The sequence below is a fragment of the Psychroserpens sp. genome (genome assembly GCF_045105015.1).
In the GTDB taxonomy this organism is placed as follows: domain Bacteria; phylum Bacteroidota; class Bacteroidia; order Flavobacteriales; family Flavobacteriaceae; genus Psychroserpens.
The window spans coordinates 1-21,252 of sequence record NZ_JBGCCX010000068.1 but is presented as its reverse complement, the minus strand read 5'-3'; the positions used below and the strand labels follow the sequence as shown (position 1 = coordinate 21,252).

General features: G+C 30.7%; 22 protein-coding genes and 1 pseudogene. 22 read left to right on the top strand and 1 reads right to left on the bottom strand.

Going from position 1 to position 21,252, the window contains the following annotated elements; all coding sequences use genetic code 11:
- The 15 genes from AB8B90_RS05525 to AB8B90_RS05455 form a co-directional block, all read left to right on the top strand.
- Positions 1–192 (top strand): GH3 auxin-responsive promoter family protein (locus tag AB8B90_RS05525; protein ID WP_405334505.1); only part of this gene is annotated, 192 nt, incomplete at its 5' end.
- 28 nt (positions 193–220) lie between these two features.
- Complete coding sequence (locus tag AB8B90_RS05520; RefSeq protein WP_405334502.1) at positions 221–1,909, top strand: DUF6909 family protein; 1,689 nt, start codon at positions 221–223, stop codon at positions 1,907–1,909.
- A gap of 12 nt (positions 1,910–1,921) precedes the next feature.
- Positions 1,922–2,995 carry a hypothetical protein gene (locus tag AB8B90_RS05515; RefSeq protein WP_405334500.1) on the top strand — a complete coding sequence of 358 codons (1,074 nt, stop codon included), beginning with the start codon at positions 1,922–1,924 and terminating at the stop codon, positions 2,993–2,995.
- A complete protein-coding gene (gene rfbB / locus AB8B90_RS05510; protein WP_405334498.1) occupies positions 2,985–4,040 on the top strand; it encodes a dTDP-glucose 4,6-dehydratase in 1,056 nt (351 codons plus the stop codon). The genes AB8B90_RS05515 and rfbB overlap by 11 nt, the downstream gene beginning before the upstream one ends.
- A gap of 3 nt (positions 4,041–4,043) precedes the next feature.
- Positions 4,044–4,913: a glucose-1-phosphate thymidylyltransferase RfbA gene (gene rfbA, locus AB8B90_RS05505; protein WP_405334496.1), complete on the top strand. Its 870-nt coding sequence runs from the start codon at positions 4,044–4,046 to the stop codon at positions 4,911–4,913.
- Positions 4,910–5,455, top strand: coding sequence for a dTDP-4-dehydrorhamnose 3,5-epimerase (gene rfbC, locus AB8B90_RS05500; protein WP_405334493.1), 546 nt, complete (start codon positions 4,910–4,912; stop codon positions 5,453–5,455). The genes rfbA and rfbC overlap by 4 nt, the downstream gene beginning before the upstream one ends.
- Positions 5,452–6,297, top strand: a complete 846-nt coding sequence (gene rfbD, locus AB8B90_RS05495; RefSeq protein ID WP_405334490.1) for a dTDP-4-dehydrorhamnose reductase — start codon at positions 5,452–5,454, stop codon at positions 6,295–6,297. The genes rfbC and rfbD overlap by 4 nt, the downstream gene beginning before the upstream one ends.
- A complete protein-coding gene (cysQ, locus tag AB8B90_RS05490) occupies positions 6,294–7,091 on the top strand; it encodes a 3'(2'),5'-bisphosphate nucleotidase CysQ (protein ID WP_405334488.1) in 798 nt (265 codons plus the stop codon). The genes rfbD and cysQ overlap by 4 nt, the downstream gene beginning before the upstream one ends.
- Positions 7,092–7,099: 8 nt before the next feature.
- Positions 7,100–7,555, top strand: a complete 456-nt coding sequence (locus AB8B90_RS05485; RefSeq protein WP_405334486.1) for a DUF2061 domain-containing protein — start codon at positions 7,100–7,102, stop codon at positions 7,553–7,555.
- 1 nt (position 7,556) lies between these two features.
- On the top strand, positions 7,557–8,156 hold the full coding sequence (gene cysC, locus AB8B90_RS05480) for an adenylyl-sulfate kinase (protein ID WP_405334484.1): 600 nt from the start codon (positions 7,557–7,559) through the stop codon (positions 8,154–8,156).
- The gene (cysD, locus tag AB8B90_RS05475) at positions 8,153–9,058 is read left to right on the top strand and encodes a sulfate adenylyltransferase subunit CysD (RefSeq protein ID WP_405334482.1); all 906 of its coding nucleotides are present in this window, start codon (positions 8,153–8,155) and stop codon (positions 9,056–9,058) included. The genes cysC and cysD overlap by 4 nt, the downstream gene beginning before the upstream one ends.
- Before the next feature lie 10 nt (positions 9,059–9,068).
- The gene (gene cysN, locus AB8B90_RS05470; RefSeq protein ID WP_405334507.1) at positions 9,069–10,322 is read left to right on the top strand and encodes a sulfate adenylyltransferase subunit CysN; all 1,254 of its coding nucleotides are present in this window, start codon (positions 9,069–9,071) and stop codon (positions 10,320–10,322) included.
- 12 nt (positions 10,323–10,334) lie between these two features.
- On the top strand, positions 10,335–10,862 hold the full coding sequence (locus AB8B90_RS05465) for a hypothetical protein (RefSeq protein WP_405334480.1): 528 nt from the start codon (positions 10,335–10,337) through the stop codon (positions 10,860–10,862).
- 55 nt (positions 10,863–10,917) lie between these two features.
- Positions 10,918–12,231 carry a flippase gene (locus AB8B90_RS05460; protein ID WP_405334478.1) on the top strand — a complete coding sequence of 438 codons (1,314 nt, stop codon included), beginning with the start codon at positions 10,918–10,920 and terminating at the stop codon, positions 12,229–12,231.
- Between the two features lie 13 nt (positions 12,232–12,244).
- Positions 12,245–13,159, top strand: a complete 915-nt coding sequence (locus AB8B90_RS05455) for a sulfotransferase domain-containing protein (protein WP_405334476.1) — start codon at positions 12,245–12,247, stop codon at positions 13,157–13,159.
- Between the two features lie 4 nt (positions 13,160–13,163).
- Here the strand turns inward: AB8B90_RS05455 and AB8B90_RS05450 are convergent, their stop codons facing one another.
- Positions 13,164–13,805 (bottom strand): sulfotransferase family 2 domain-containing protein, encoded by a 642-nt coding sequence (locus AB8B90_RS05450; protein WP_405334474.1) that lies wholly within the window; start codon positions 13,803–13,805, stop codon positions 13,164–13,166.
- A gap of 57 nt (positions 13,806–13,862) precedes the next feature.
- Here AB8B90_RS05450 and AB8B90_RS05445 point away from each other — a divergent pair, with 57 nt between their 5' ends.
- The 7 genes and pseudogenes from AB8B90_RS05445 to AB8B90_RS05415 all read left to right on the top strand — a co-directional run.
- Positions 13,863–15,092, top strand: coding sequence for an O-antigen ligase family protein (locus AB8B90_RS05445; RefSeq protein ID WP_405334472.1), 1,230 nt, complete (start codon positions 13,863–13,865; stop codon positions 15,090–15,092).
- A gap of 18 nt (positions 15,093–15,110) precedes the next feature.
- On the top strand, positions 15,111–16,244 hold the full coding sequence (locus AB8B90_RS05440; RefSeq protein ID WP_405334469.1) for a glycosyltransferase family 4 protein: 1,134 nt from the start codon (positions 15,111–15,113) through the stop codon (positions 16,242–16,244).
- Positions 16,234–17,340, top strand: a complete 1,107-nt coding sequence (locus AB8B90_RS05435; protein ID WP_405334467.1) for a DUF1972 domain-containing protein — start codon at positions 16,234–16,236, stop codon at positions 17,338–17,340. The genes AB8B90_RS05440 and AB8B90_RS05435 overlap by 11 nt, the downstream gene beginning before the upstream one ends.
- A complete protein-coding gene (locus AB8B90_RS05430; protein ID WP_405334465.1) occupies positions 17,324–18,571 on the top strand; it encodes an O-antigen ligase family protein in 1,248 nt (415 codons plus the stop codon). Before AB8B90_RS05435 ends, AB8B90_RS05430 begins: the two co-directional genes overlap by 17 nt.
- A gap of 21 nt (positions 18,572–18,592) precedes the next feature.
- Positions 18,593–19,903 carry a UDP-glucose dehydrogenase family protein gene (locus tag AB8B90_RS05425; protein WP_405334463.1) on the top strand — a complete coding sequence of 437 codons (1,311 nt, stop codon included), beginning with the start codon at positions 18,593–18,595 and terminating at the stop codon, positions 19,901–19,903.
- Complete coding sequence (locus AB8B90_RS05420; protein ID WP_405334461.1) at positions 19,903–20,892, top strand: UDP-glucuronic acid decarboxylase family protein; 990 nt, start codon at positions 19,903–19,905, stop codon at positions 20,890–20,892. The genes AB8B90_RS05425 and AB8B90_RS05420 overlap by 1 nt, the downstream gene beginning before the upstream one ends.
- 1 nt (position 20,893) lies before the next feature.
- Positions 20,894–21,252 (top strand): annotated as a pseudogene (locus AB8B90_RS05415) (undecaprenyl-phosphate glucose phosphotransferase); the annotation flags it as partial.

Genomic DNA, 21,252 nt, shown 5'->3' with positions numbered 1-21,252 from the left:
CAAAACAGTTATTATTTTGATTTGATTGAAGGAAAAGTTCTTCAGCCATTAAAAATTAAATCTATTCAAAAAAACGGGTTTCAAGATTATATGAAATCAATAGGGAAATTAGGTGGTCAAAACAAGCTTCCAAGACTTTCAAATGACCGAAAAATAGCAGACAAATTATACACTTTAAAATTGGTTAAATAATATTATATTTGCTAGCTAAACATTACCTATGAGCAAGAATAAACATCACGAAAGAACGAGAGCTCAAGAGAGTTCAAATGCTATTGAAAGAATGTATGTTACCATGAGGCATCTATTTAATCGTGGATTTTATAAGCCTATGGGAGTTTCAGGTGAAACTTTACGTGAAGCACTTTTGTCATTAAGACCAGAGATTTATGGTTCAATTGCCGAAGAAAAAGCCGAGTTAGAAGGTTTATTATATGTGATTGACAGGCTTCCAGAAGGCATCGAAGAATGCAGTTTTATCAACTTGACTAGTGATGAAGGTTATGGGAATTCGCACTTCAAACCCATCATTCCTCCAAAAAGGCGTCGTAACTGTTATCGAATTGACGATGAACAAATGAATATTGAAGTTACTAGAGGACGTTCTGAAATTTATGACATATTAACGCATATTACGTTTTTGTTTGTTGAGTCTCATAAAATAAGCAAACGTGTTTTAATAGACGATAAAGGAAACACAACTCGTGATTGGGTTAAGCTAGAAAAAGCAGTATTATCAAAAGATAAACTAAGTCAAAAAGAACGAGAAATCGCTATTACACATACTGCTAATATTCTAGGAAGAACATTTAATGAACTAACAGAAGCTCACAAACAATTTACCTCTAAATCTAAACCAGATCGTTTATTACATATCATTTATTGGTTAGGAAAATTAGCCATTGAAGAAGTTTTAAATAACAGCAAACGTACAGTTACTTTTAGTCCTGTACTTAGAGAGCGTTTAGGTCATCATATTCATGGTGAAATTTGGGCAGATCGCATTAAGGATGTTTTACATAAAAACAATCTTTTAAAACGACCAATTCATGTTATAAGCGCCAATATGCATAGCGTAATGAATTCTATTTTTGCGCCTTCTGCCTTAAAAGCAGGAACAGCAAAGAAAAGCATTTTTGAACTCTATGAAGCCTTGAGTCAGAAAGAAAATCAGAGCTTACGCAATAAAGTATCTAAAGAAGCGTTGCAGAATGGAATGATATACATTGAAGACACTTCAGGAACCAATATTGATGTGCAAATTTTTGATACAGAAAAGATAGATTTTTCTAAATCAGATATTGAAGTTGGAGACAACTTTCATAAGAGTGAAAAACCAGTCATTTTTGTAATGGACTATGCTTTTGGAGAACAAGCTTATGAAACGATAGACGAATTGTTTAAACCAATAAAAGCAGACGGAGAAAAGGTTCTTCTTAATGTTGAGTCGGTTTCAGTAATGGGGAAGGCAGGTATTTTAGAAGGTGGTAAAGGTGATATTATGATTCCATCTGCACACATTTTTGAAGGTACAGCAGATAATTATCCGTTTGAAAATGAATTAAGTAAGTCTGACCTAGAGGGCCAAGGCGTTGAAGTCTATGAAGGATCAATGATTACTGTGCTAGGAACATCGCTTCAAAATAAAGAGATTTTAAAGTTCTTTTACAATTCTACATGGAATGTTATCGGACTAGAAATGGAAGGAGCTCATTATCAAAAAGCTATCCAAGCCGCATCAAGAGTAAGAGGAAGTATTAATCCAAATGTAAAAGTAAGATATGCATATTATGCTAGTGATAATCCTCTAGAAACAGGAAGCACATTAGCATCAGGAGGACTAGGAACCTCTGGTGTTAAACCAACATATTTAATAACTCGAAAAATATTACAACAAATATTTAATTAAACAATTCAAAATATGAGTAATAACCAACACAATGAGAATTTAACAAACAACGATAATAAACCCGAAGAAATAGATCTCGTTGTCTTTTTTAATCTTGTCGGAAATTTCTTTTTATGGATATTTAACTTTTTTAAAGCAATTTTAAAATCCATAGTATCATTTTTTGTAACCATACTAAAAGCATTATTTGATAATATTAAATTAATAATTATCATCATGATTGCGTCAGCTCTGTTAGGCTATGGATTAGAAAAATTAAGGCCAGAATCTTACGAATCATCTATGTTTGTGAAGCCATATTTTGATTCTAAATATCAACTAGTCAACAACATTGAGTATTTCAATGCTTTATTGACTAATGACGAGTATGAAGCATTTTCCAATATTTTTGATGTTACAGTTGAAGACGCCAAAAAAGTGTCAAGTTTTGAAATTGAAATAGGTCCAGAAAGTGAAAATGACAAAGTTAAAGAGTATGATGAATACTTGAAATCATTAGATAGTGTTAGGGCCCAAGATATTTCATATGATGATTTTATTGAAAACAGAGACATTTTTTCATCAAACTTTTACAAAATTACTGTAGAGTCAAGGAAAAAAGATATTTTCCAAAAGTTAGAAACAGGACTTAATTCATCTTTTGAAAACACATATTCTGAAAAGAAAATGAAAAAAAGAGATTCTTTAATTTACATTCAAAAACAGAATATTTTAGCTTCTATTGAGTCAGTAGATTCATTACAAAAAGTCTACATTAAAGTTTTAGAAGAAGAATCAAGATCAAAAAGCCAAAAAATTGGTATTGGCGAAGGTTTTACAATTGAACCTGCTGAGAGCAAAACGAGAGAGTTTGAGCTTTTGAATAAAGAGTTGGAATTAAGAAAAGAGTTAAGAATTTTAGATGAGCAAAAAGTTGAAGAAGATGTGTTTTTTGACACAGTTTCTGGTTTTCAAAAAATTGGTACGCTTTCTGAAAACATCTTTCAAAAATACTCCCTTATTTTTCCAGTAGCGGCATTTATTATGTTGTGCCTGTTTTTTGCCTTAAAATTAACGATAAGATTTGTTAGGAACTATGAGCAATAAAAAACAGATTTTAATCACTGGAGGAGCTGGTTTTATAGGCTCTCATGTAGTAAGATTATTTGTTGAAAAGTACCCAGATTATGATATTTTTAATTTGGATGCGCTTACTTATGCAGGAAATCTTGAAAACCTAAATGATATTGAAGAAGCGTCTAATTATACTTTTATTAAGGGTGATATTACAGATGAAAATTTCATAAATGAATTATTTGCGAAATATAAATTTGATAGTGTGATTCATTTAGCTGCAGAGTCTCATGTAGATAGATCAATAAAGGACCCACTTGCCTTTGTTAAAACCAATGTCATTGGAACCATGATTTTATTGAATGCATTCAAATCATGTTGGAAAGATAATTTTGAAGGAAAGTTATTTTATCATATTAGTACTGATGAGGTCTATGGAACTCTAGGTGAAACAGGATTGTTTACTGAAACTACATCATACGACCCTAACTCTCCATATTCTGCATCAAAAGCAAGTTCTGATCATTTTGTAAGAGCTTATGGTGAAACTTATGGTATGCCATATGTAGTTTCAAATTGTTCAAATAATTATGGACAAAATCAGTTTCCTGAAAAATTGATTCCTCTGTTTATTAATAACATTATTAATAATAAACCATTACCAGTTTATGGAGATGGAAACTATACAAGAGATTGGTTGTATGTTAAGGATCACGCTATTGCAATTGATTTAATATTTCATAAAGGTCAACAAGGAAACACATACAATATTGGAGGATTCAATGAATGGAAGAATATTGATTTAGTAAAACTGCTTTGTGAACAAATGGATGTTAAGCTTGGTCGAGAAAAAAATTCTTCAGAAGAACTCATCACATTTGTAAAAGACCGTCCTGGTCACGATTTAAGATACGCTATTGATGCATCTAAAATTAATAAAGAATTAGGTTGGGAACCATCTGTAACCTTTGAAGAAGGTCTAAAAAAGACAATTGATTGGTATCTAAGTAATGAAAAGTGGTTAGAGAATGTTACAAGTGGAGCCTATAAATCTTACTACCAAAAGCAATATAATTAAATAATGAAAGGGATTGTTTTAGCAGGAGGCTCAGGAACTAGACTTCACCCATTGACTTTAACAATGAGTAAGCAGTTAATGCCTATTTATGATAAACCAATGATTTATTATCCTATTTCAACTCTATTATATGCTGGAATTCAAGACATATTAATTATTTCTACACCTAAAGACCTTCCTTTGTTTGAAGATTTATTAGGAGACGGAAAGAAATATGGATGTAATTTTGAATACGCAATACAAGAAGCGCCTAATGGTTTAGCTGAAGCTTTCATTATCGGAGAAGAATTTATCGGAAGCGATAAAGTTGCCTTAATTCTTGGCGACAATATTTTCTATGGATCTGGATTATCAAAGTTACTTCAAACCAATAACAATCCCGAAGGCGGAATTATTTACGCATACAGAGTTCACGACCCAGAACGTTATGGTGTTGTAGATTTCGATGATAATGGACAGGTTATTTCTATTGAAGAAAAACCAACAAACCCTAAATCTAATTTTGCAGTTCCTGGTATTTATTTTTATGATAATTCAGTAGTGCAGATAGCAAAAAACATACAGCCAAGTCATCGAGGAGAATTAGAAATCACAGATGTTAATAAAGCATACTTAAACAACAATAAATTAAAAGTTAGTATTTTAGATAGAGGTACAGCTTGGTTAGATACAGGTACATTTCAATCTTTAATGCAAGCATCTCAATTTGTTGAAGTTATTGAAGAGCGACAAGGATTAAAAATAGGCTCTGTAGAAGCTGCCGCTTTTGAAATGGGCTACATTAATGAATCTCAATTTAAAGAGTTGGCCCAACCACTTATGAAGAGTGGATATGGTAAAAATTTGTTAGGACTTCTCAAAAACAAAGCATGAATATAGAAGAAACAAAAATTCAAGGTTGTTTTATTATCGAACCAAATATTATTGAGGACGATAGAGGTTACTTTTTTGAATGTTTTAATCAAAAGAAATTCAATAACCTCACAGGTAATCAAATTAATTTTGTTCAAGACAATGAGTCTTTCTCATCAAAAGGTGTTTTAAGAGGATTACACTTTCAAACAGGAGAACATCAACAAGCAAAATTAGTAAGAGTTATAAGTGGAGAGGTTTTAGATGTTGCTGTTGATATAAGAGAAGGGTCACACACATATGGAGAACATGTTTCTGTAAAACTTTCTGGAGAAAATAAAAAACAGTTCTACCTTCCTCGCGGATTTGCACATGGGTTTGTAGTATTAAGCGAGACAGCAATTTTTTCTTACAAGTGCGATAGCTTTTATAATAAAGAGTCTGAAGCTGGAATCATTTACAATGACCCAAAGCTAAACATAGATTGGTTACTTGATTCGGCCGAAATAATTATCTCAGAGAAAGACACTCAACTTCCTTCATTTGAAAATGCAAGGCTATGAACATACTTGTAACAGGTGCAAAAGGTCAATTAGCGACTTGTATAAAAGCTTTAGATAATTCTTCTGATTATAATTTTATTTATAAAAATTCTGAAGACCTTGATATTACAGATCTTATTTCTGTTGAAAGCTTTTTTAAAAGAAATAAAATAAGCTTTTGTGTTAACTGCGCAGCTTACACAGCAGTTGATAAAGCTGAAAGCGATCAAAAAAAAGCCCATAATGTTAATGTTAATGGTTCAGAGAATTTAGCAAAGACATGTGCTCAATACAATTCAAAATTAATACATATTTCAACAGACTTTGTATTTAATGGCTCTTCAAACACACCTTACAATGAAGATGACAACACAAATCCTCTCGGTGTCTATGGGCTAACGAAGTTAGAAGGTGAACAAAAAATACAGAAAAACTTAGAAAAGTATTTTATTATTAGAACGTCTTGGTTGTATTCTGAGTTTGGAAATAACTTTTTAAAAACAATGCTTAGACTTTCAAATAATAGAGATGAGTTAGGAGTTGTTTCTGACCAAATTGGAACACCAACCTATGCAATGGATTTGGCACATGTGATTTTAAAAATCATTAAAGAAAACCATATCGCTTATGGTATTTATCACTATAGTAATGAAGGTGTTGCTAGTTGGTATGATTTTGCGTTCACTATTTTTGACCTAAGCAAGGTTAAAATAACGGTAAACCCAATTTCAACTGAAGATTTCCCTACACCAGCAGAAAGACCTAAATATAGTGTGCTTGACAAAACAAAGATTAAAGAGGTCTTTAAGTTAGAAATTCCACATTGGAAAAACAGTTTAAAGACAGCAATTTCAAATTTATGATACAACAAAACTTAGAGTTAGCAATAAAAGCATCATTAGAAGCTGGTAAAGTGATTATGGAGGTTTATAACACCCCTTTTGATGTTGAAATTAAAGATGATAAATCACCTTTAACTGAAGCAGATAAAAAAGCAAATGATGTTATTAATTCATATTTAAAACAGACTAACATTCCTATCATTAGTGAGGAGAATAGGCAGATTGATTATGTAGACAGAAAAGATTGGGAGACCTGTTGGGTAGTAGATCCTGTTGACGGTACAAAAGAGTTTATTAAACGTAATGGTGAGTTTACGGTGAACATAGCGCTTGTAACAAACGGAAAGCCTCAATTAGGAGTAATTTATGTTCCTGCAACAAAAACACTCTATGTTGGTAACGTAACCGAGGAACAAGGACTAAAAGCAGAATTAAGCACTCATGAAACATCAATAAAAGAGGTTCAAAAACTGTTTAACCCATTACAGCCTAAAATTGAAAATGATTCTAGTGTTCAAGTTGTAGGAAGTCGTTCTCATATGAGCCCTGAAACATTAGACTTTATAGAAACGATTAAAAGTTCAGGTAAAGATGTTGAAGTGGTGTCAAAAGGGAGTTCACTCAAGTTTTGCCTAGTTGCAGAAGGTAATGCAGATGTATATCCAAGGTTTGCTCCAACAATGGAATGGGATACTGCAGCAGGACACGCTATTTGTAACGCAGTAGGAATTGAAGTAATTTCAAAAGCCACTAATAAACCATTACTTTACAATAAGGAGAACCTATTAAATCCTTGGTTCGTGGTTTCTAAGTAATTTAATATATGACCACTTACAAACAAGAATCACATATCAGAAGCCTTTTAAAAGGTGTTTCTTGGCGTGTCGTAGCAACTACAGACACTATTCTTGTTGTATTACTAGTAACCTGCCTTAATGGAGGATGTAGTATTGATAGCGCTATAAAAATTGGAGCTATCGAATTCCTATTTAAATTTATTGTGTATTACATGCACGAAAGAGTATGGCAGCGCGTACTTTTTAACAAAACGGTAACTCAAAGTCAAACACTTCGGAAGACAATTTCTTGGCGAATTATTGCTACAACAATGACTTTTATCATTTCTGGATCTGTATTAGAAGCATTTGATCAAATTGCATTGTATATTGCACTTACAGAATTATTTACGAAATTCGTATTATATTACTTACATGAAAGATTGTGGCTTAAACTACCCTTAGGAAGAATTAGGCAATATTTTTTTGGTAAAAAACAATAACATGTCAAAACATATTATTCCACATAGCTATCAAATTTCAAAAGAAGATAGGTTAGAGTCAAATAAACAGAATTCATTCTTAATGTGGTTTACTGGACTTTCTGGTTCAGGTAAATCTACAATTGCTAATGTAGTTGAACAAAAGCTATTTCAACAAGGGATTAAAACCTACACATTAGATGGTGATAATATTAGAAAGGGCATTAATAATGACCTTTCATTTTCGCCCGAAGATAGAACGGAGAATATTAGAAGAATCGCTGAAGTTGCCAACCTTATGGTAGATGCTGGTTTAGTCGTTTTAGCAGCATTTGTTTCACCTTATAAAAAAGACCGTGAGAATATTAAAAGTATCGTTAAAGATGTTAACTTTGTCGAGATTTTTATTAATACTAGTATCGAAGAATGTGAACGTAGAGATGTAAAAGGTCTTTACAAAAAAGCACGTGCTGGTGAAATTAAAAATATGACTGGTATTTCAGCACCATATGAGGCTCCTGAAAACCCAGATATAGAAATAAAAACAGAAAACGAATCTATTGAAGCTGCTGCTCAAAGAATCGTTGATTATATAACACCAAAATTGTCAAAGTTACAATGAGTAAGTATTATTTAAACTATTTAGACGAATTAGAAAGTGAGGCCATATTTATTCTACGTGAAGTATGGGCTCAATTTGACAACCCAGTAATATTATTTTCTGGAGGAAAAGATTCAATTTTAGTAACACATTTAGCTAAAAAAGCTTTTCATCCTGCTAAAATTCCATTTCCTTTAATGCATGTTGATACTGGTCACAATTTCCCTGAGACAATACAGTTTAGGGATGATATAATAAAAGATTTAGGTGTTAATCTTATTGTTGGTTCTGTTCAAGAGTCTATCGATGAAGGTCGTGTAGCTGAAGAAAAAGGAAAAAATGCAACACGAAACGCATTACAAATTACAACGCTTCTAGATGCTATAGAATCTAATAAGATTGATTGTGCTATTGGAGGCGGTAGACGTGATGAAGAAAAAGCAAGAGCTAAAGAACGCTTTTTCTCTCATAGAGATGATTTTGGACAATGGGATCCTAAAAATCAAAGACCAGAACTTTGGAATATTTTTAATGGAAAGCATTTTGAAGGAGAGCATTTTAGAGCGTTTCCAATTAGTAATTGGACTGAAATGGACGTTTGGAATTATATCAAAAGAGAAAACATCGCTATTCCATCATTATATTACGCACACCAAAGAGAAGTTGTCTGGAGACAAGATAGTTGGATACCTAATTCAGAATTTCTAGTCTTAGAAGATCATGAAGAGATTGTTACTAAAAAAATACGTTTTAGGACTCTTGGAGATATTACCATTACTGGAGGTATCGAATCTGATGCAGATACTTTAGAAAAAATTGCAGATGAAGTTTCTGGAATGCGTCAAACAGAACGAGGAAACAGAAGTGATGATAAACGTTCTGAGTCAGCAATGGAAGATAGAAAACGTCAAGGTTATTTTTAAAGAAAAGACAATGTTAGATAACAATCAATTATTACGTTTTACTACAGCTGGAAGTGTAGATGACGGAAAAAGCACACTAATAGGACGATTACTTTACGATTCAAAATCTATTTTTGAAGATCAACTTCAAGCCATAGAAAATACGAGTAAAAAGAAAGGTCACCAAGGTGTAGATTTAGCACTTTTTACTGATGGTTTAAGAGACGAAAGAGAACAAGGAATCACCATTGATGTTGCATATAGGTATTTTACAACACCAAAACGAAAGTTTATTATTGCCGATACACCAGGACATATTCAATATACTAGAAATATGGTTACAGGCGCATCAACTGCGAACGCCGCAATTATTTTAGTAGATGCTCGTCATGGTGTTATTGAACAAACAAGACGTCATTCGTTTATTGCATCTTTATTGCAGATTCCACACGTAATTGTTTGCGTAAATAAAATGGACTTAGTTGATTTTTCTGAAGAAGCATATAATAAAGTTATTAATCAGTTTGAAGAATTTTCTTCTAAAATGCTAGTTAGAGATGTTCGTTTCATTCCAATAAGTGCATTATTGGGAGATAATGTAGTGAATCGTTCTGAAAACATGGATTGGTATCAAGGCGCTCCTTTACTTCATACTTTAGAAACCATGCATATTAGTAGCGATATTAATAAAGTAGATACTAGATTTCCTGTTCAAACAGTTATAAGACCACAGAATGAGTCTCATAGAGATTATAGAGGTTATGCAGGAAGGGTTGCAAGTGGAATATTGAGAGTAGGTGATGATATAACTGTCATGCCTTCAGGTTTTACTTCGAAAGTTAAGTCGATTGATACTCTTGAAAAATCAATAGAAGAAGCATACGCACCAATGTCTGTGTCAGTAACTCTAGAAGATGATATTGATATTAGTAGAGGTGACATGATTGTTAGGTCTAATAATAAACCTGAAGCATCTCAAGACGTCGAAGTAATGTTGTGTTGGCTCCATAATGATTCTGCAAAGCCTAGAGCAAAATATAGTATTAGACACACGTCAAATGAGCAAAAGGCAATGATTAAAGAAGTAGTTTATAAGTTTGACATCAACACTCTTGAGCGAAATAGTGAGGATAAGGAGTTGAATATGAATGATATTTCAAAAGTTAAAATAAGAACTACAAAACCTTTGATGATTGATTCCTATAGAGAAAATAGAACAACAGGAAGCATTATATTAATTGATGACGCAACAAATGAGACTGTAGCTGCCGGAATGATAGTTTAAATTATTAATGAGATGTTAAAACCTTTCTTTTTTTTAATAATCATAAGTTTGTTTCAAAGTTGTAATAATTCCTCAAAGAGTTCTCCTAAAGAATCGCAAACTATTCAAGTTCAACCCAAAAGCTTAAGCATTGAGTTTAGTTTTAAAACATCTCAAGCAGATGAATTTAAAATAATGATGAACAATATAACGGTTGATGAATTACAAAAAAAGAATATTCATATTTTTGAAGACGTAGTTCCTTCAACAAGTGATGATGTTATAGTAGCAAATTTTGATCCTGAAAACCTATCAAAAGAAATCTTTTGTCATTTAGGAAATAAGGTTGAAAAAGAAGTGACAATTAAGGGGGTTTTAATTACTTATGGAGACAAACAATTTAATTTGACTAGTACTGAAGATTTTAATAAACACTTAGATTTTAATAAGTTTATTGAAAGAGATTCTACTAGTAACAAACTTTCTACAAAGCGAGTAGGAGGAAAACTTAATCCCTGGTTTAGAATTAAAAATAGTCTTATAAATCAATTACAGAGATAGTGTATTAGTTTTTAATTTTTCTTACATTAGAAACTGAATTTATCCTAACATCATAATGGCCTTTATAAAGTCTCAATTAAAACATATTCTTGGTGATTCTGACTTTAAAGAAATATTAAGCAAAGGGCTTTCATATATACTTATAAGAGGTTTTGGCATTATTGCCAGTTATGCCTTTACGCTTTACGTCACTAAAAACTTTGGTGCTTCAATATTTGGTCTATTCTCTATTGCCGTTTCTGTTTTTATGATTATAAGTGTCATAGGGCGTTTAGGGATTGATATACATTTAGTTAAATTTTATTCTATTGAAGGTAACTTAAATGATATTGGACTGTTTTATAAAACACTTCTAAAATCATTTTTGATATCCGCGTTGTTATGTTTTATAATATATGTTTTTAGGTTTCAGATTACTAATGAGCTTTTTAAAGATCCTAAGCCAGAGGTAGTTCCTTATTTAAACTGGATTTTATTGAGTATCCCGTTTTGGTCTGTTACTTTAATTTGTTCAAGTGTTTCAAGAGCTCAAAAAAACATTAAGTGGTTTTCGTTTATTAGTTTAGTTAGTAGGTTTTTATTTGGTTTTATAGTTTTGTTAGTTTTAATGAGTTTTACTCATGAACCTATTGCTATCCCAAAAGCACATTTTTTCGGAATTTTAATCACTTCAGTAATAGCGCTAATTCATACAATAAAATCTTTCAAAGTAATCTCATTTAAATCTCAAACAAATTCATGGACTTTTATTAAACAGTCTTTACCTATGATGCTATCATCTTCAATCCTAATTTTTTTAGGATGGATGGACACTTTTGTGATGGGAGTTTATGAAACAGAAAGCAATGTTGGGATTTATAATGTTTGTCTTAAGATAGCAACTCTAACAAGCTTTACTTTATTAGCAATTAATTCAATTCTTGCTCCTAAAATCGCTAAAAGTTATGCCGAAAATGATGAAAATAACTATAAAAAACTGATTCGGTTTTCTACTAAATTGAACTTTTTAATCAGTTCTGTAGTAATTGTTTTAATTTTATTTTTTAATAAATTCTTATTATCAATTTTTGGCAATGAGTTTATAGAAGGGCAGACTATTTTATTCATTCTATGTGCTGGACAAATTGTAAATTCGTTTTCTGGTTCCGTTGGAATCATTTTACAAATGATTGGCAAACAAAGAGTGTATCAAAATTTTGTTATTGTAGCACTTTTATTAAATTTAGTGTTGACAATTATATTGACACCTATTTATGGAGGAATTGGTGCTGCTACTGCTACTGTAGTAAGTATGGCTTTTTGGAATTTGAGCTGTGCTATCTATCTCAAAGTTAAGTTGCAGATAACATCATATTATAATCCATTTTAATCATATATTTTAAGTGGATAAAAAGTGTAATAGTATAGATTTTTTTTTAGTTGGAGCTGCAAGATGTGGTACCACAAGTTTATATAATTATCTCAATAATAGTGATGATGTTTTTTTACCTAATGTAAAAGAACCAAACTTTTTTTCAGATGTAGATTCGCCAAACACAGAAGATTATAAGCTTCCTAAGCTTGGAGAAAAATACCACACTAAAATAATTAAAGACATAAACGTTTATAATGCTCTTTATGCAAATGCCCATAAAAATCAATTAAAAGGAGATACTTCACCTTCATATATTTGGGATACTAAAGTTGCAGAGAAATTATTTGAACATAACCCAAATGCAAAAATACTAATTAGTTTAAGACACCCTGTTGACAGAGCTTACAGCCATTATATAATGAATTATTATACAGGGTCTGATAGAAATCATTCGTTTGAAGATGCATTAAGCGCTACTAAAAACCATATTTGGGGAAGTTGCAACCAATATTTAGAAATGGGAATGTATTACAATCAAGTAAAAGCTTATTTTGATATTTTTCCTAAACAACAAATTAAGATAATGGTTTATGAAAACTGGACAGAAAACTTAGAAGATGAAATAAAAAACATGTTTGATTTTTTAGGAATAAATGCTTCTGATTCTGTTTTTAATAAGTCAATCGAAAGCAACAAAATTCAACCTGTTAAAAACTTATTTCTTTTGAATCTCTTGAGGCAGAATAAGATAAAAGAAACAGTTAAAAGCGTTATTAATCAAGACAAAATAGATAAGCTCAAATCTTATTTTTTTAGTGATTCAAAAGAGATTAAAAAAATCAGTCCAGAATTTAGAAGAAAACTAAGTTTTAGTTTCAAAAAAGACATTGACAAGCTTACTGCTCTTACTGAAATTGACTTTGAACAAAAATGGAAAGTGTAATCACCTATTCTGGAAATTTATAATTAAACTTCTTTATTTCCCATTCATATCGTTTAAAGACTAATTCTTTAGATTTTTCAGAATAATAATCAGATACTTTTTTCTTTCGCGCCCTAACATTTTTTTTAACAACTTTAAAATTATTTGGCAATTCAATATCCAAAGATTTGAATAATGTTGGCACCTCAGTATCAAAATGTTCTAAGCATATAATTTTGTCAACCAATATATTGCCTTGTTTATCACTAATATAATTTTTTAAAGAATAGGTACCATAAATTCGCCATCTGTCGCTGTTTTTTCCACCACCTCCTTTACCATCGGTTTTTGTAGATTTAAGCCATAAATCAAAAGGAGGTTTTATGGGCCACCTTCTAAAAATCATTTCATACAAAGAAACCAATCTATTAAAAGGATTTCTGGTACAAACAATTTTATAATAGTCATCATAGTTATATCCTTTTTCAGAAAAAATATTTTTTATTTCTACAGGACGAATATGTGAGTAAAATGGGTTTTCATCTGTAATATTTTTAAATGGAATGTCCAATATGTCTGAGTATGGTGTTAACATTTCTCTTAAACTTTCAGAACCTGTTTTAGGGTTGCTAAAGAATATAAACTTATTTTTGTGAGACAATCTCATTCTTAAATATGATGATTAATTTTAAGGGATCAAATATATTAATTAAAATAGAAATTCATGCCTCAAACAGTTTATAAGATAGGCTTATTTATACTAGTGTTGCTACTATCATTATATTCTATAGAACTATCATTTATTGCTTCTGTTTTTTTGCTTGCAATATCTGTGTCTAATAAGGTTTCTGTTAACTTAATTTCTTCTTCCCTTTTTTTAATTATCATAACAGTTATTGGAGTTATTTCAAGCTATGGTTTAAAATATCAACCTTTTGACACTTTGAAAGACATCATATATTTTATTAGACCAGTTACAATTTTATTCGCTAGTTATTTTGCTGTTAAACGCTTAAAATCAAAAACATATGTATTTAATGTCGTTGTTACCATAGCCCTTGTTTTTGCTATTATACACTTGTTTAATATTGTAATTAATATAGGCAGTATAGATTCATATGTTTATTTAAGGACATTAGGAGGGAAACAAAATCATATTGAAATAGTTGCTTTAGTTTTTTTATTTTTTACTCCGTATTGTACTGCATTTAAAAAGTATCATAAACTTGTAGTTTTTATTATAACTATTTCATTTCTGTTATATTTATCACGAACGATGTTCATTGTCCTTTTTATGTTTTTTGTGGGCTATAAAGGATATTTGTTTTTAAACAGAAAACTTTTTAGAGGGATTTTGCTCTTGACTATAATTTCTGTAATTCTTGGCATTGTGCTATCAAATATTGAAACCAACAGGAACTCCACTGGTTTTAAAGCATTTGTCTATAAGACTCAGAATAGTTTTAGTGAATTATTTGAGTCCATTGACACTAAGACCATCTTAAGAGATAGACGAGGTATGTGGGAACACTGGAGAGCTTATGAGGCTCAAAAAGCTATAGAACAAATGAATAATAACGGAACAAAAGCTTGGCTAATTGGTTTAGGCTTTGGTTCAAAAGTAGATCTTGAGACAGAAGTTAGGTTAGATGGAAAGCAATTTTCAGAAGTTCCCTCAATACACAATGGTTTTGTAAACGTGCTTTTTAAAACAGGTACTCTAGGATTATTATGTTATTGTTTGTTTATCTTTTATATTTTTGGAACACATCAACGTTTTAAAACAAATGATGAAAATATATTACTAAATAAACTCATTTTAGCCACAAGTGTTTATATGTTGTTTAATAGTTTTGTTATAACAGGTTTTTACAGACCAGGAGAGTTTTCTGTTTTTTTATATGGTATTTTTGTAGCATCAAAATACAATAAACAACAACAAATTGTTAACTAGAAATGAGGCATAATTTAAATGACTAAAACTTTATTTGTAGATGCGCATACTTTTGATGAAAGTCATCAAGGTATTAGAACTTTTTTAAAAGGAATTTATAAAGCGATAGATGCCTGCCCATCTGAACTACAAATATATTTAGCAGCGAATAATATTGATAATCTTAAAAAAGAGTTTAATAGTCAACCTAACTTTAAGTTTATAAAGTTAAAGTCTAAAAACAAGTACATAAGATTAACTTATGAAATACCAAAAATAATCAAAGGTTATAAATTTGATTTTGCACATTTTAATTATTATTTGCCTCTTTTTTTAAATAAAAAGTGCAAGTATATAGTTACCATTCACGATGTGTTATTTATTGATTTCCCCCAATATTTCCCTTTAAAGTATAGACTTGTAAACACAATATTATTTAAGCGTTCTGCACTTAAGGCTAATATCGTTACAACGGTCTCCAATTATTCAGCTGAACGAATCATTGAAAATTTTAAAATATCCAATAAAAAAATTGAGGTACTCCCAAATGCAATTAGTAAGAAATACGCACTAACACAAAATAAAGAGTCTGACAGAAACTTTATTAAGACCAACTATAACCTTAATAAATACATAATATATGTAAGTAGGATTGAGCCTAGAAAAAACCATTTTAAATTGGTCCAGGCATATGAAGAATTATCGTTATGGAAACAAGGTGTTAGCTTAGTGCTCATAGGTCAAGAGAGTTTTAAAGATGATGAATTAGATAAATTAATCAATAAGGTATCTAAAGTATCAAACGGGATGATATTGAAGATTAAAGATGTGTCAAATGATGATTTAATTAAATTTTACAATGCAGCAACTTTAGCCATTTTCCCATCTTTATGCGAGGGATTTGGAATTCCTCCAATAGAAAGTGCAGTACTTAAAACATCAACAATATGCTCAGATTCTACAGCAATGAAAGACTTCACCTTTTTTAAAGACAGACTTTTTGATGCAAAATCCATAGACACAATAAAAACAACTATTACAAAGTTTTTAGAAAAAGAAAAACATAGTGATCAACACAATGAATTAACTGAAATAGCTAATTCTATAAAAGAAAAATACACTTGGGATCAGACTGCTCAAAAACTGAAAAACTTAATTTTAAATGACAAATGATAAGTTGAAGGTTGCAATATTAGGAACAAGAGGTATACCAAATTTTCATGGAGGGTTTGAACAATTTGCTGAATTCTTTTCAGTATATCTAGCCCAACAAAACCATGATGTTTATGTGTACAATTCTAGTAAACATCCATTTCAAGAAAAATTATTTAATGGTGTAAACATTATTCATTGTTATGATCCTGAGGATAAAATTGGGACACCAGGTCAATTTATTTATGACCTTAATTGCATCTTAGATTCAAGAAAAAGAAATTTTGATATCATCCTTCAGTTGGGTTACACTAGTAGCACTATCTGGTATAAATTACTACCAAAAAAATCGGTTATCATAACTAATATGGATGGCTTAGAGTGGAAGCGATCCAAGTATTCTAAAAAAGTACAAAAGTTTTTGAAATACGCAGAGCGCCTTGGTGTAAAATCTAGTGATTATTTGGTTGCAGATTCAATAGGGATTAAAGAATATTTAAAACAAACCTATGAAGTTGATTCAAAGTACATTGCTTATGGAGCCAAACTATTTAATAATCCAGATTCAAAAATCCTTTCAGAATATAATTTAAAACCCTTCACATATAATATGTTAATTGCTCGATTAGAGCCAGAAAATAATATTGAAACAATTTTAGATGGTGTAGTTTTGTCTAAAAACAAGTCGCCTTTTTTAGTTGTTGGAAAACATGATGCCAACTCATTTGGAAAACATTTAAAAGATAAATTTAGAGATCACCCAAACATTCGTTTTGTGGGTGGTATTTATGATTTAGAATCATTAGATAATCTAAGATACTACTCAAATTTATATTTCCACGGACATTCAGTTGGTGGAACCAATCCTTCTTTACTTGAAGCTATGTCATCTAAAGCCTTTATCATTGCTAATGACAATCAATTTAATAAGTCTATTTTAAAAGAGAATGCGCTTTATTTTGAAACAGCAATAGATGTTAAAGAGCATTTAGACAATCAATCTAAACAAGCACACATTGATAAAGTAGAAAACTGTTTTAATGATATAGCCAAAAATTTCAGTTGGGATATTATTAATAAAGAATATTTAAACTTTTTTTATGAGTGTAAAAAGTAAAATACTATCAGTCGTTGATCACAATGACTTTTTGTCTTACATGCTTGCCTTAACGTTATCTACAATTCTTGTTGGATATGCACCCAGTAGTACTACACTAATAGTATTTTGTTTATTTGTTATTAGATATCGATTAATTAATAAAATTAGTTTCAAGTTAAACACTTCTTCTATCTTATTAATTTTGTTGTATTTATTCTGCTGTGTATCCTATTTTTGGACAGTTGATCCAGATTTGAGTTTAAAAGGAATGGGTAGACTTCCAGTTTTATTGGTAATACCTGTAATCTTTGCAATGATTCCTAAATTCTCATTTAGATCATTTCAAATTGTATTAAATGGTTTTACAATTTCTAATATTATATTAGGGCTATTTTTTCTTGTCACAGCAATTATAAACTATATTCAACTCGGAAATTCTACTGTTTTTACATATCACGATTTCGTAGAGGTTTTAAATTTAAATGCGATTTATGTTTCTGTGTTTTATGCCTTAAGCTACTTCTTTCTGTTGTCAAAAGAAACAAAAAAACGTATAGATTACTTTGGTCTTTTCTTTTTGGGAGCCACCATTTTATTATTATCATCAAAGACTATAATTGCTACTTTTTTAATAGGAAATATTGTATACTTTTTTAGAAATAACAGAATTAAATCATTAAAATCTCCAAAAGTTATAGGAGCGTTTTTGATAGTGATATCTATAGTCGCAATTACATCTCATGAGATTGTTGATCGAATACTAACAGAGAAAACAACAAATTTTGAAGAGGTGCTTCATAGAGAAAAATTTAATAAGATCTATCCATGGACAGGAACATCAATAAGATTACTTCAATTAAGAAATTTAAAAGAACAAATTGAAGAAGATGATGTTTTTTGGAAAGGATTTGGTTTATTTGCATCTAGAAAAAATTTAAGAGACAGGTTTATTGCTTTTAATTTATATCCTGGTTATTATGGTTATAACTATCATAACATGTATGCCCAAATACTTTCAGAATTAGGTATATTCGGATTGTTAACTCTATTAGTTATACTAGGTCTTGGATATTTAAAATCTTTTAAAACAAAGTCTTTTTTCATGCTAATGTTTTATTTTTTAATGACAATGGTTTTTATTACTGAATCGTTTTTATGGGTTCACAGAGGCGTTTTTCTATTTGTGATTATGAATTGTATGCTTCAAAGAACAGATTTTTTAAAATTAAAACAAGCAATTAAAAGTTAAGCTTAATAACATATTATAACTATGAAAATATCTGTAATAGGAACAGGTTATGTTGGTTTAGTAACTGGAACCTGTTTAGCAGAAACAGGAAATGAAGTCATTTGTGTTGACATCGATGCCAATAAAGTTGAGCAAATGAAATCAGGTGTGGTACCAATTTATGAACCACATCTAGATATCTTGTTTGAAAGAAATATTAAAGCAAATAGACTTAAGTTTTCTACCTCTTTAAGTGAGGGTCTTGAGCATGGAGACATCATTTTTTTAGCATTACCAACACCTGAAGATGACGATGGCTCGGCCGACTTATCTTATGTTTTAGGTGTCGCAAAAGAAATAGGAAAAAACATTAAAGATTATAAAGTAATAGTCGACAAAAGCACAGTTCCAGTAGGAACTTCTGATAAAGTAAAAGAAGCAATATCTAATGAAACGAACGTTGAATTTGATGTTGTGTCTAATCCTGAGTTTTTAAGGGAAGGTTTTGCAGTAGATGACTTTTTAAAACCAGAGCGAATTGTTATCGGTTCAAGTTCAGAGAGAGCAACAAATCTCATGAATAAATTATATAAACCTTTTGTACGATCTGGAAATCCAATTTTAGTAATGGATGAACGTTCTGCAGAACTTACTAAATATGCTGCCAATTCTTTTCTAGCAGCAAAAATTACCTTTATGAATGAGATTGCTAATTTTTGTGAAAAGGTTGGTGCTAATGTAGATATGGTTAGAATTGGAATGGGTACAGATTCTAGAATTGGCAAACGCTTTTTATTCCCTGGCATAGGATATGGAGGTTCTTGTTTTCCTAAAGATGTAAAAGCGTTACATAAATCTGGAAAAGAGCACCAACACGATTTTGAAATTTTAAGCTCTGTGATTAAAGTCAATAGTAAACAAAAAACGATATTAATTCCGAAGATATTATCTCATTATGATAACGATTTAGAAGGTAAAACTTTTGGAATTTGGGGATTGGCATTTAAGCCAGAAACTGACGATATAAGAGAAGCTCCTGCACTATATATGATTGATGACTTATTAAAACTTGGAGCAAAAATTAATGTTTTTGACCCAGAAGCGATGCCTAACGTAAAAAGAAAATATGGTGATAAACTTAATTACGCAGCCAACATGTATGACGCTATAAATAGTGTTGACGCATTGATTATCTGCACAGAATGGAGTATATTTAGAACACCTAATTTTGAAAAGTTAAAGGATATAATGGATAGCCCAGTAATTTTTGATGGTCGAAACTTATACGACATTCAAGATGTTGAAAACGAAGGCTTTTCTTATGTATCAATAGGAAGAAAAAGTGTGTATTAATGAAAAAAAAGGTACTAATAACAGGGGCAGCAGGATTTTTAGGATCACACTTATGTGATAAGTTTATAGCTGAAGACTTTTATGTTATTGGAATGGATAACTTTATAACAGGAGATCCAAAAAACATCAAACACTTAGAGGTTAATCCAAACTTTGAATTTATTAAACATGATGTTACAGAGCATATTACAATTGAAGGCGAACTGCATTATATTTTACATTTTGCCTCTCCTGCAAGTCCTATAGATTATTTAAAAATACCTATCCAAACCCTGAAAGTAGGTTCACTAGGAACTCATAATTTGCTAGGCTTGGCTAAAGCAAAAAAATCAAGATTACTAATTGCTTCTACATCTGAAGTTTACGGAGACCCTTTAGTTCATCCCCAAACAGAAGATTACTGTGGTAATGTAAATACAATTGGTCCTAGAGGTGTTTATGACGAAGCTAAACGATTTCAGGAATCGATTACGATGGCATACCATAGGTTTCATGGTATTGAAACAAGAATTGCACGTATTTTTAACACTTATGGACCACGTATGCGTTTAAATGATGGAAGAGTGATTCCTGCATTTATGGGTCAAGCTTTAAGAGGTGAAGACTTAACAGTATTTGGAGATGGCTCACAAACCCGTTCATTTTGTTATGTAGACGATCAGGTTGAAGGAATTTTCAGGTTACTTTTTAGTGATTATGTATATCCTGTCAATATTGGTAATCCCAACGAAATATCAATTAATGATTTTGCTAAAGAAATTATAAAGCTAACTCATACTGACCAAAAAATCATCTATAAAGATTTACCAGTTAATGATCCTTTGCAAAGGCAACCAGATATTAGTTTGGCTAAAAAACTATTAAAATGGGAACCTAAAGTTCAAAGAGAAGAAGGCATGATGAAAACATTTGACTATTTTAAAAAATTATCTCATGATGAACTCTACAAAAGTGAACACAGAGATTTTTCTAAACATATAAAAATATAAGTTGAGTCTATTTAAACAGGGAAGATATTCGGGTTACTTAAGACCAATTTCATACTTAATTGATTTATGTATAATCAATGGATTGGCAATTCTATATTTTTTTAAGGATATAGATCCTAATATGTTTATTCCTTTTGTGTCTATTACATGGATAATAATTTCTATTTACTCAAGGTTTTATGAGGTGTATCGATACACTCGTGAAGTAACTATTTTTTCTTTGTCTCTAAGACAAATGGTTCTATTTATGCTTATTGTTTTTGCTTTTATTGGTTTTCATCCCGATTTGAGCGTCTTTCCAATAACAGTTTTTAAATATGTATTGGTTAGTTTTTTATTAATTATCTCTTTTAAATTTGC

Excerpts from the sequence above, each read along its gene's own strand:
- AB8B90_RS05435 (WP_405334467.1), top strand. The coding sequence starts at position 16,234 with ATGACAAATGATAAGTTGAAGGTTGCAATATTAGGAACAAGAGGTATA.
- cysC (WP_405334484.1), top strand. The coding sequence starts at position 7,557 with ATGTCAAAACATATTATTCCACATAGCTATCAAATTTCAAAAGAAGAT.
- AB8B90_RS05515 (WP_405334500.1), top strand. The coding sequence starts at position 1,922 with ATGAGTAATAACCAACACAATGAGAATTTAACAAACAACGATAATAAA.
- rfbA (WP_405334496.1), top strand. The coding sequence starts at position 4,044 with ATGAAAGGGATTGTTTTAGCAGGAGGCTCAGGAACTAGACTTCACCCA.
- AB8B90_RS05485 (WP_405334486.1), top strand. The coding sequence starts at position 7,100 with ATGACCACTTACAAACAAGAATCACATATCAGAAGCCTTTTAAAAGGT.
- rfbC (WP_405334493.1), top strand. The coding sequence starts at position 4,910 with ATGAATATAGAAGAAACAAAAATTCAAGGTTGTTTTATTATCGAACCA.
- AB8B90_RS05440 (WP_405334469.1), top strand. The coding sequence starts at position 15,111 with ATGACTAAAACTTTATTTGTAGATGCGCATACTTTTGATGAAAGTCAT.
- AB8B90_RS05445 (WP_405334472.1), top strand. The coding sequence starts at position 13,863 with ATGCCTCAAACAGTTTATAAGATAGGCTTATTTATACTAGTGTTGCTA.
- AB8B90_RS05425 (WP_405334463.1), top strand. The coding sequence starts at position 18,593 with ATGAAAATATCTGTAATAGGAACAGGTTATGTTGGTTTAGTAACTGGA.
- AB8B90_RS05450 (WP_405334474.1), bottom strand. The coding sequence starts at position 13,805 with ATGAGATTGTCTCACAAAAATAAGTTTATATTCTTTAGCAACCCTAAA.
- cysD (WP_405334482.1), top strand. The coding sequence starts at position 8,153 with ATGAGTAAGTATTATTTAAACTATTTAGACGAATTAGAAAGTGAGGCC.
- rfbB (WP_405334498.1), top strand. The coding sequence starts at position 2,985 with ATGAGCAATAAAAAACAGATTTTAATCACTGGAGGAGCTGGTTTTATA.
- AB8B90_RS05460 (WP_405334478.1), top strand. The coding sequence starts at position 10,918 with ATGGCCTTTATAAAGTCTCAATTAAAACATATTCTTGGTGATTCTGAC.
- AB8B90_RS05420 (WP_405334461.1), top strand. The coding sequence starts at position 19,903 with ATGAAAAAAAAGGTACTAATAACAGGGGCAGCAGGATTTTTAGGATCA.
- cysN (WP_405334507.1), top strand. The coding sequence starts at position 9,069 with ATGTTAGATAACAATCAATTATTACGTTTTACTACAGCTGGAAGTGTA.
- cysQ (WP_405334488.1), top strand. The coding sequence starts at position 6,294 with ATGATACAACAAAACTTAGAGTTAGCAATAAAAGCATCATTAGAAGCT.
- AB8B90_RS05465 (WP_405334480.1), top strand. The coding sequence starts at position 10,335 with ATGTTAAAACCTTTCTTTTTTTTAATAATCATAAGTTTGTTTCAAAGT.
- rfbD (WP_405334490.1), top strand. The coding sequence starts at position 5,452 with ATGAACATACTTGTAACAGGTGCAAAAGGTCAATTAGCGACTTGTATA.
- AB8B90_RS05520 (WP_405334502.1), top strand. The coding sequence starts at position 221 with ATGAGCAAGAATAAACATCACGAAAGAACGAGAGCTCAAGAGAGTTCA.
- AB8B90_RS05430 (WP_405334465.1), top strand. The coding sequence starts at position 17,324 with ATGAGTGTAAAAAGTAAAATACTATCAGTCGTTGATCACAATGACTTT.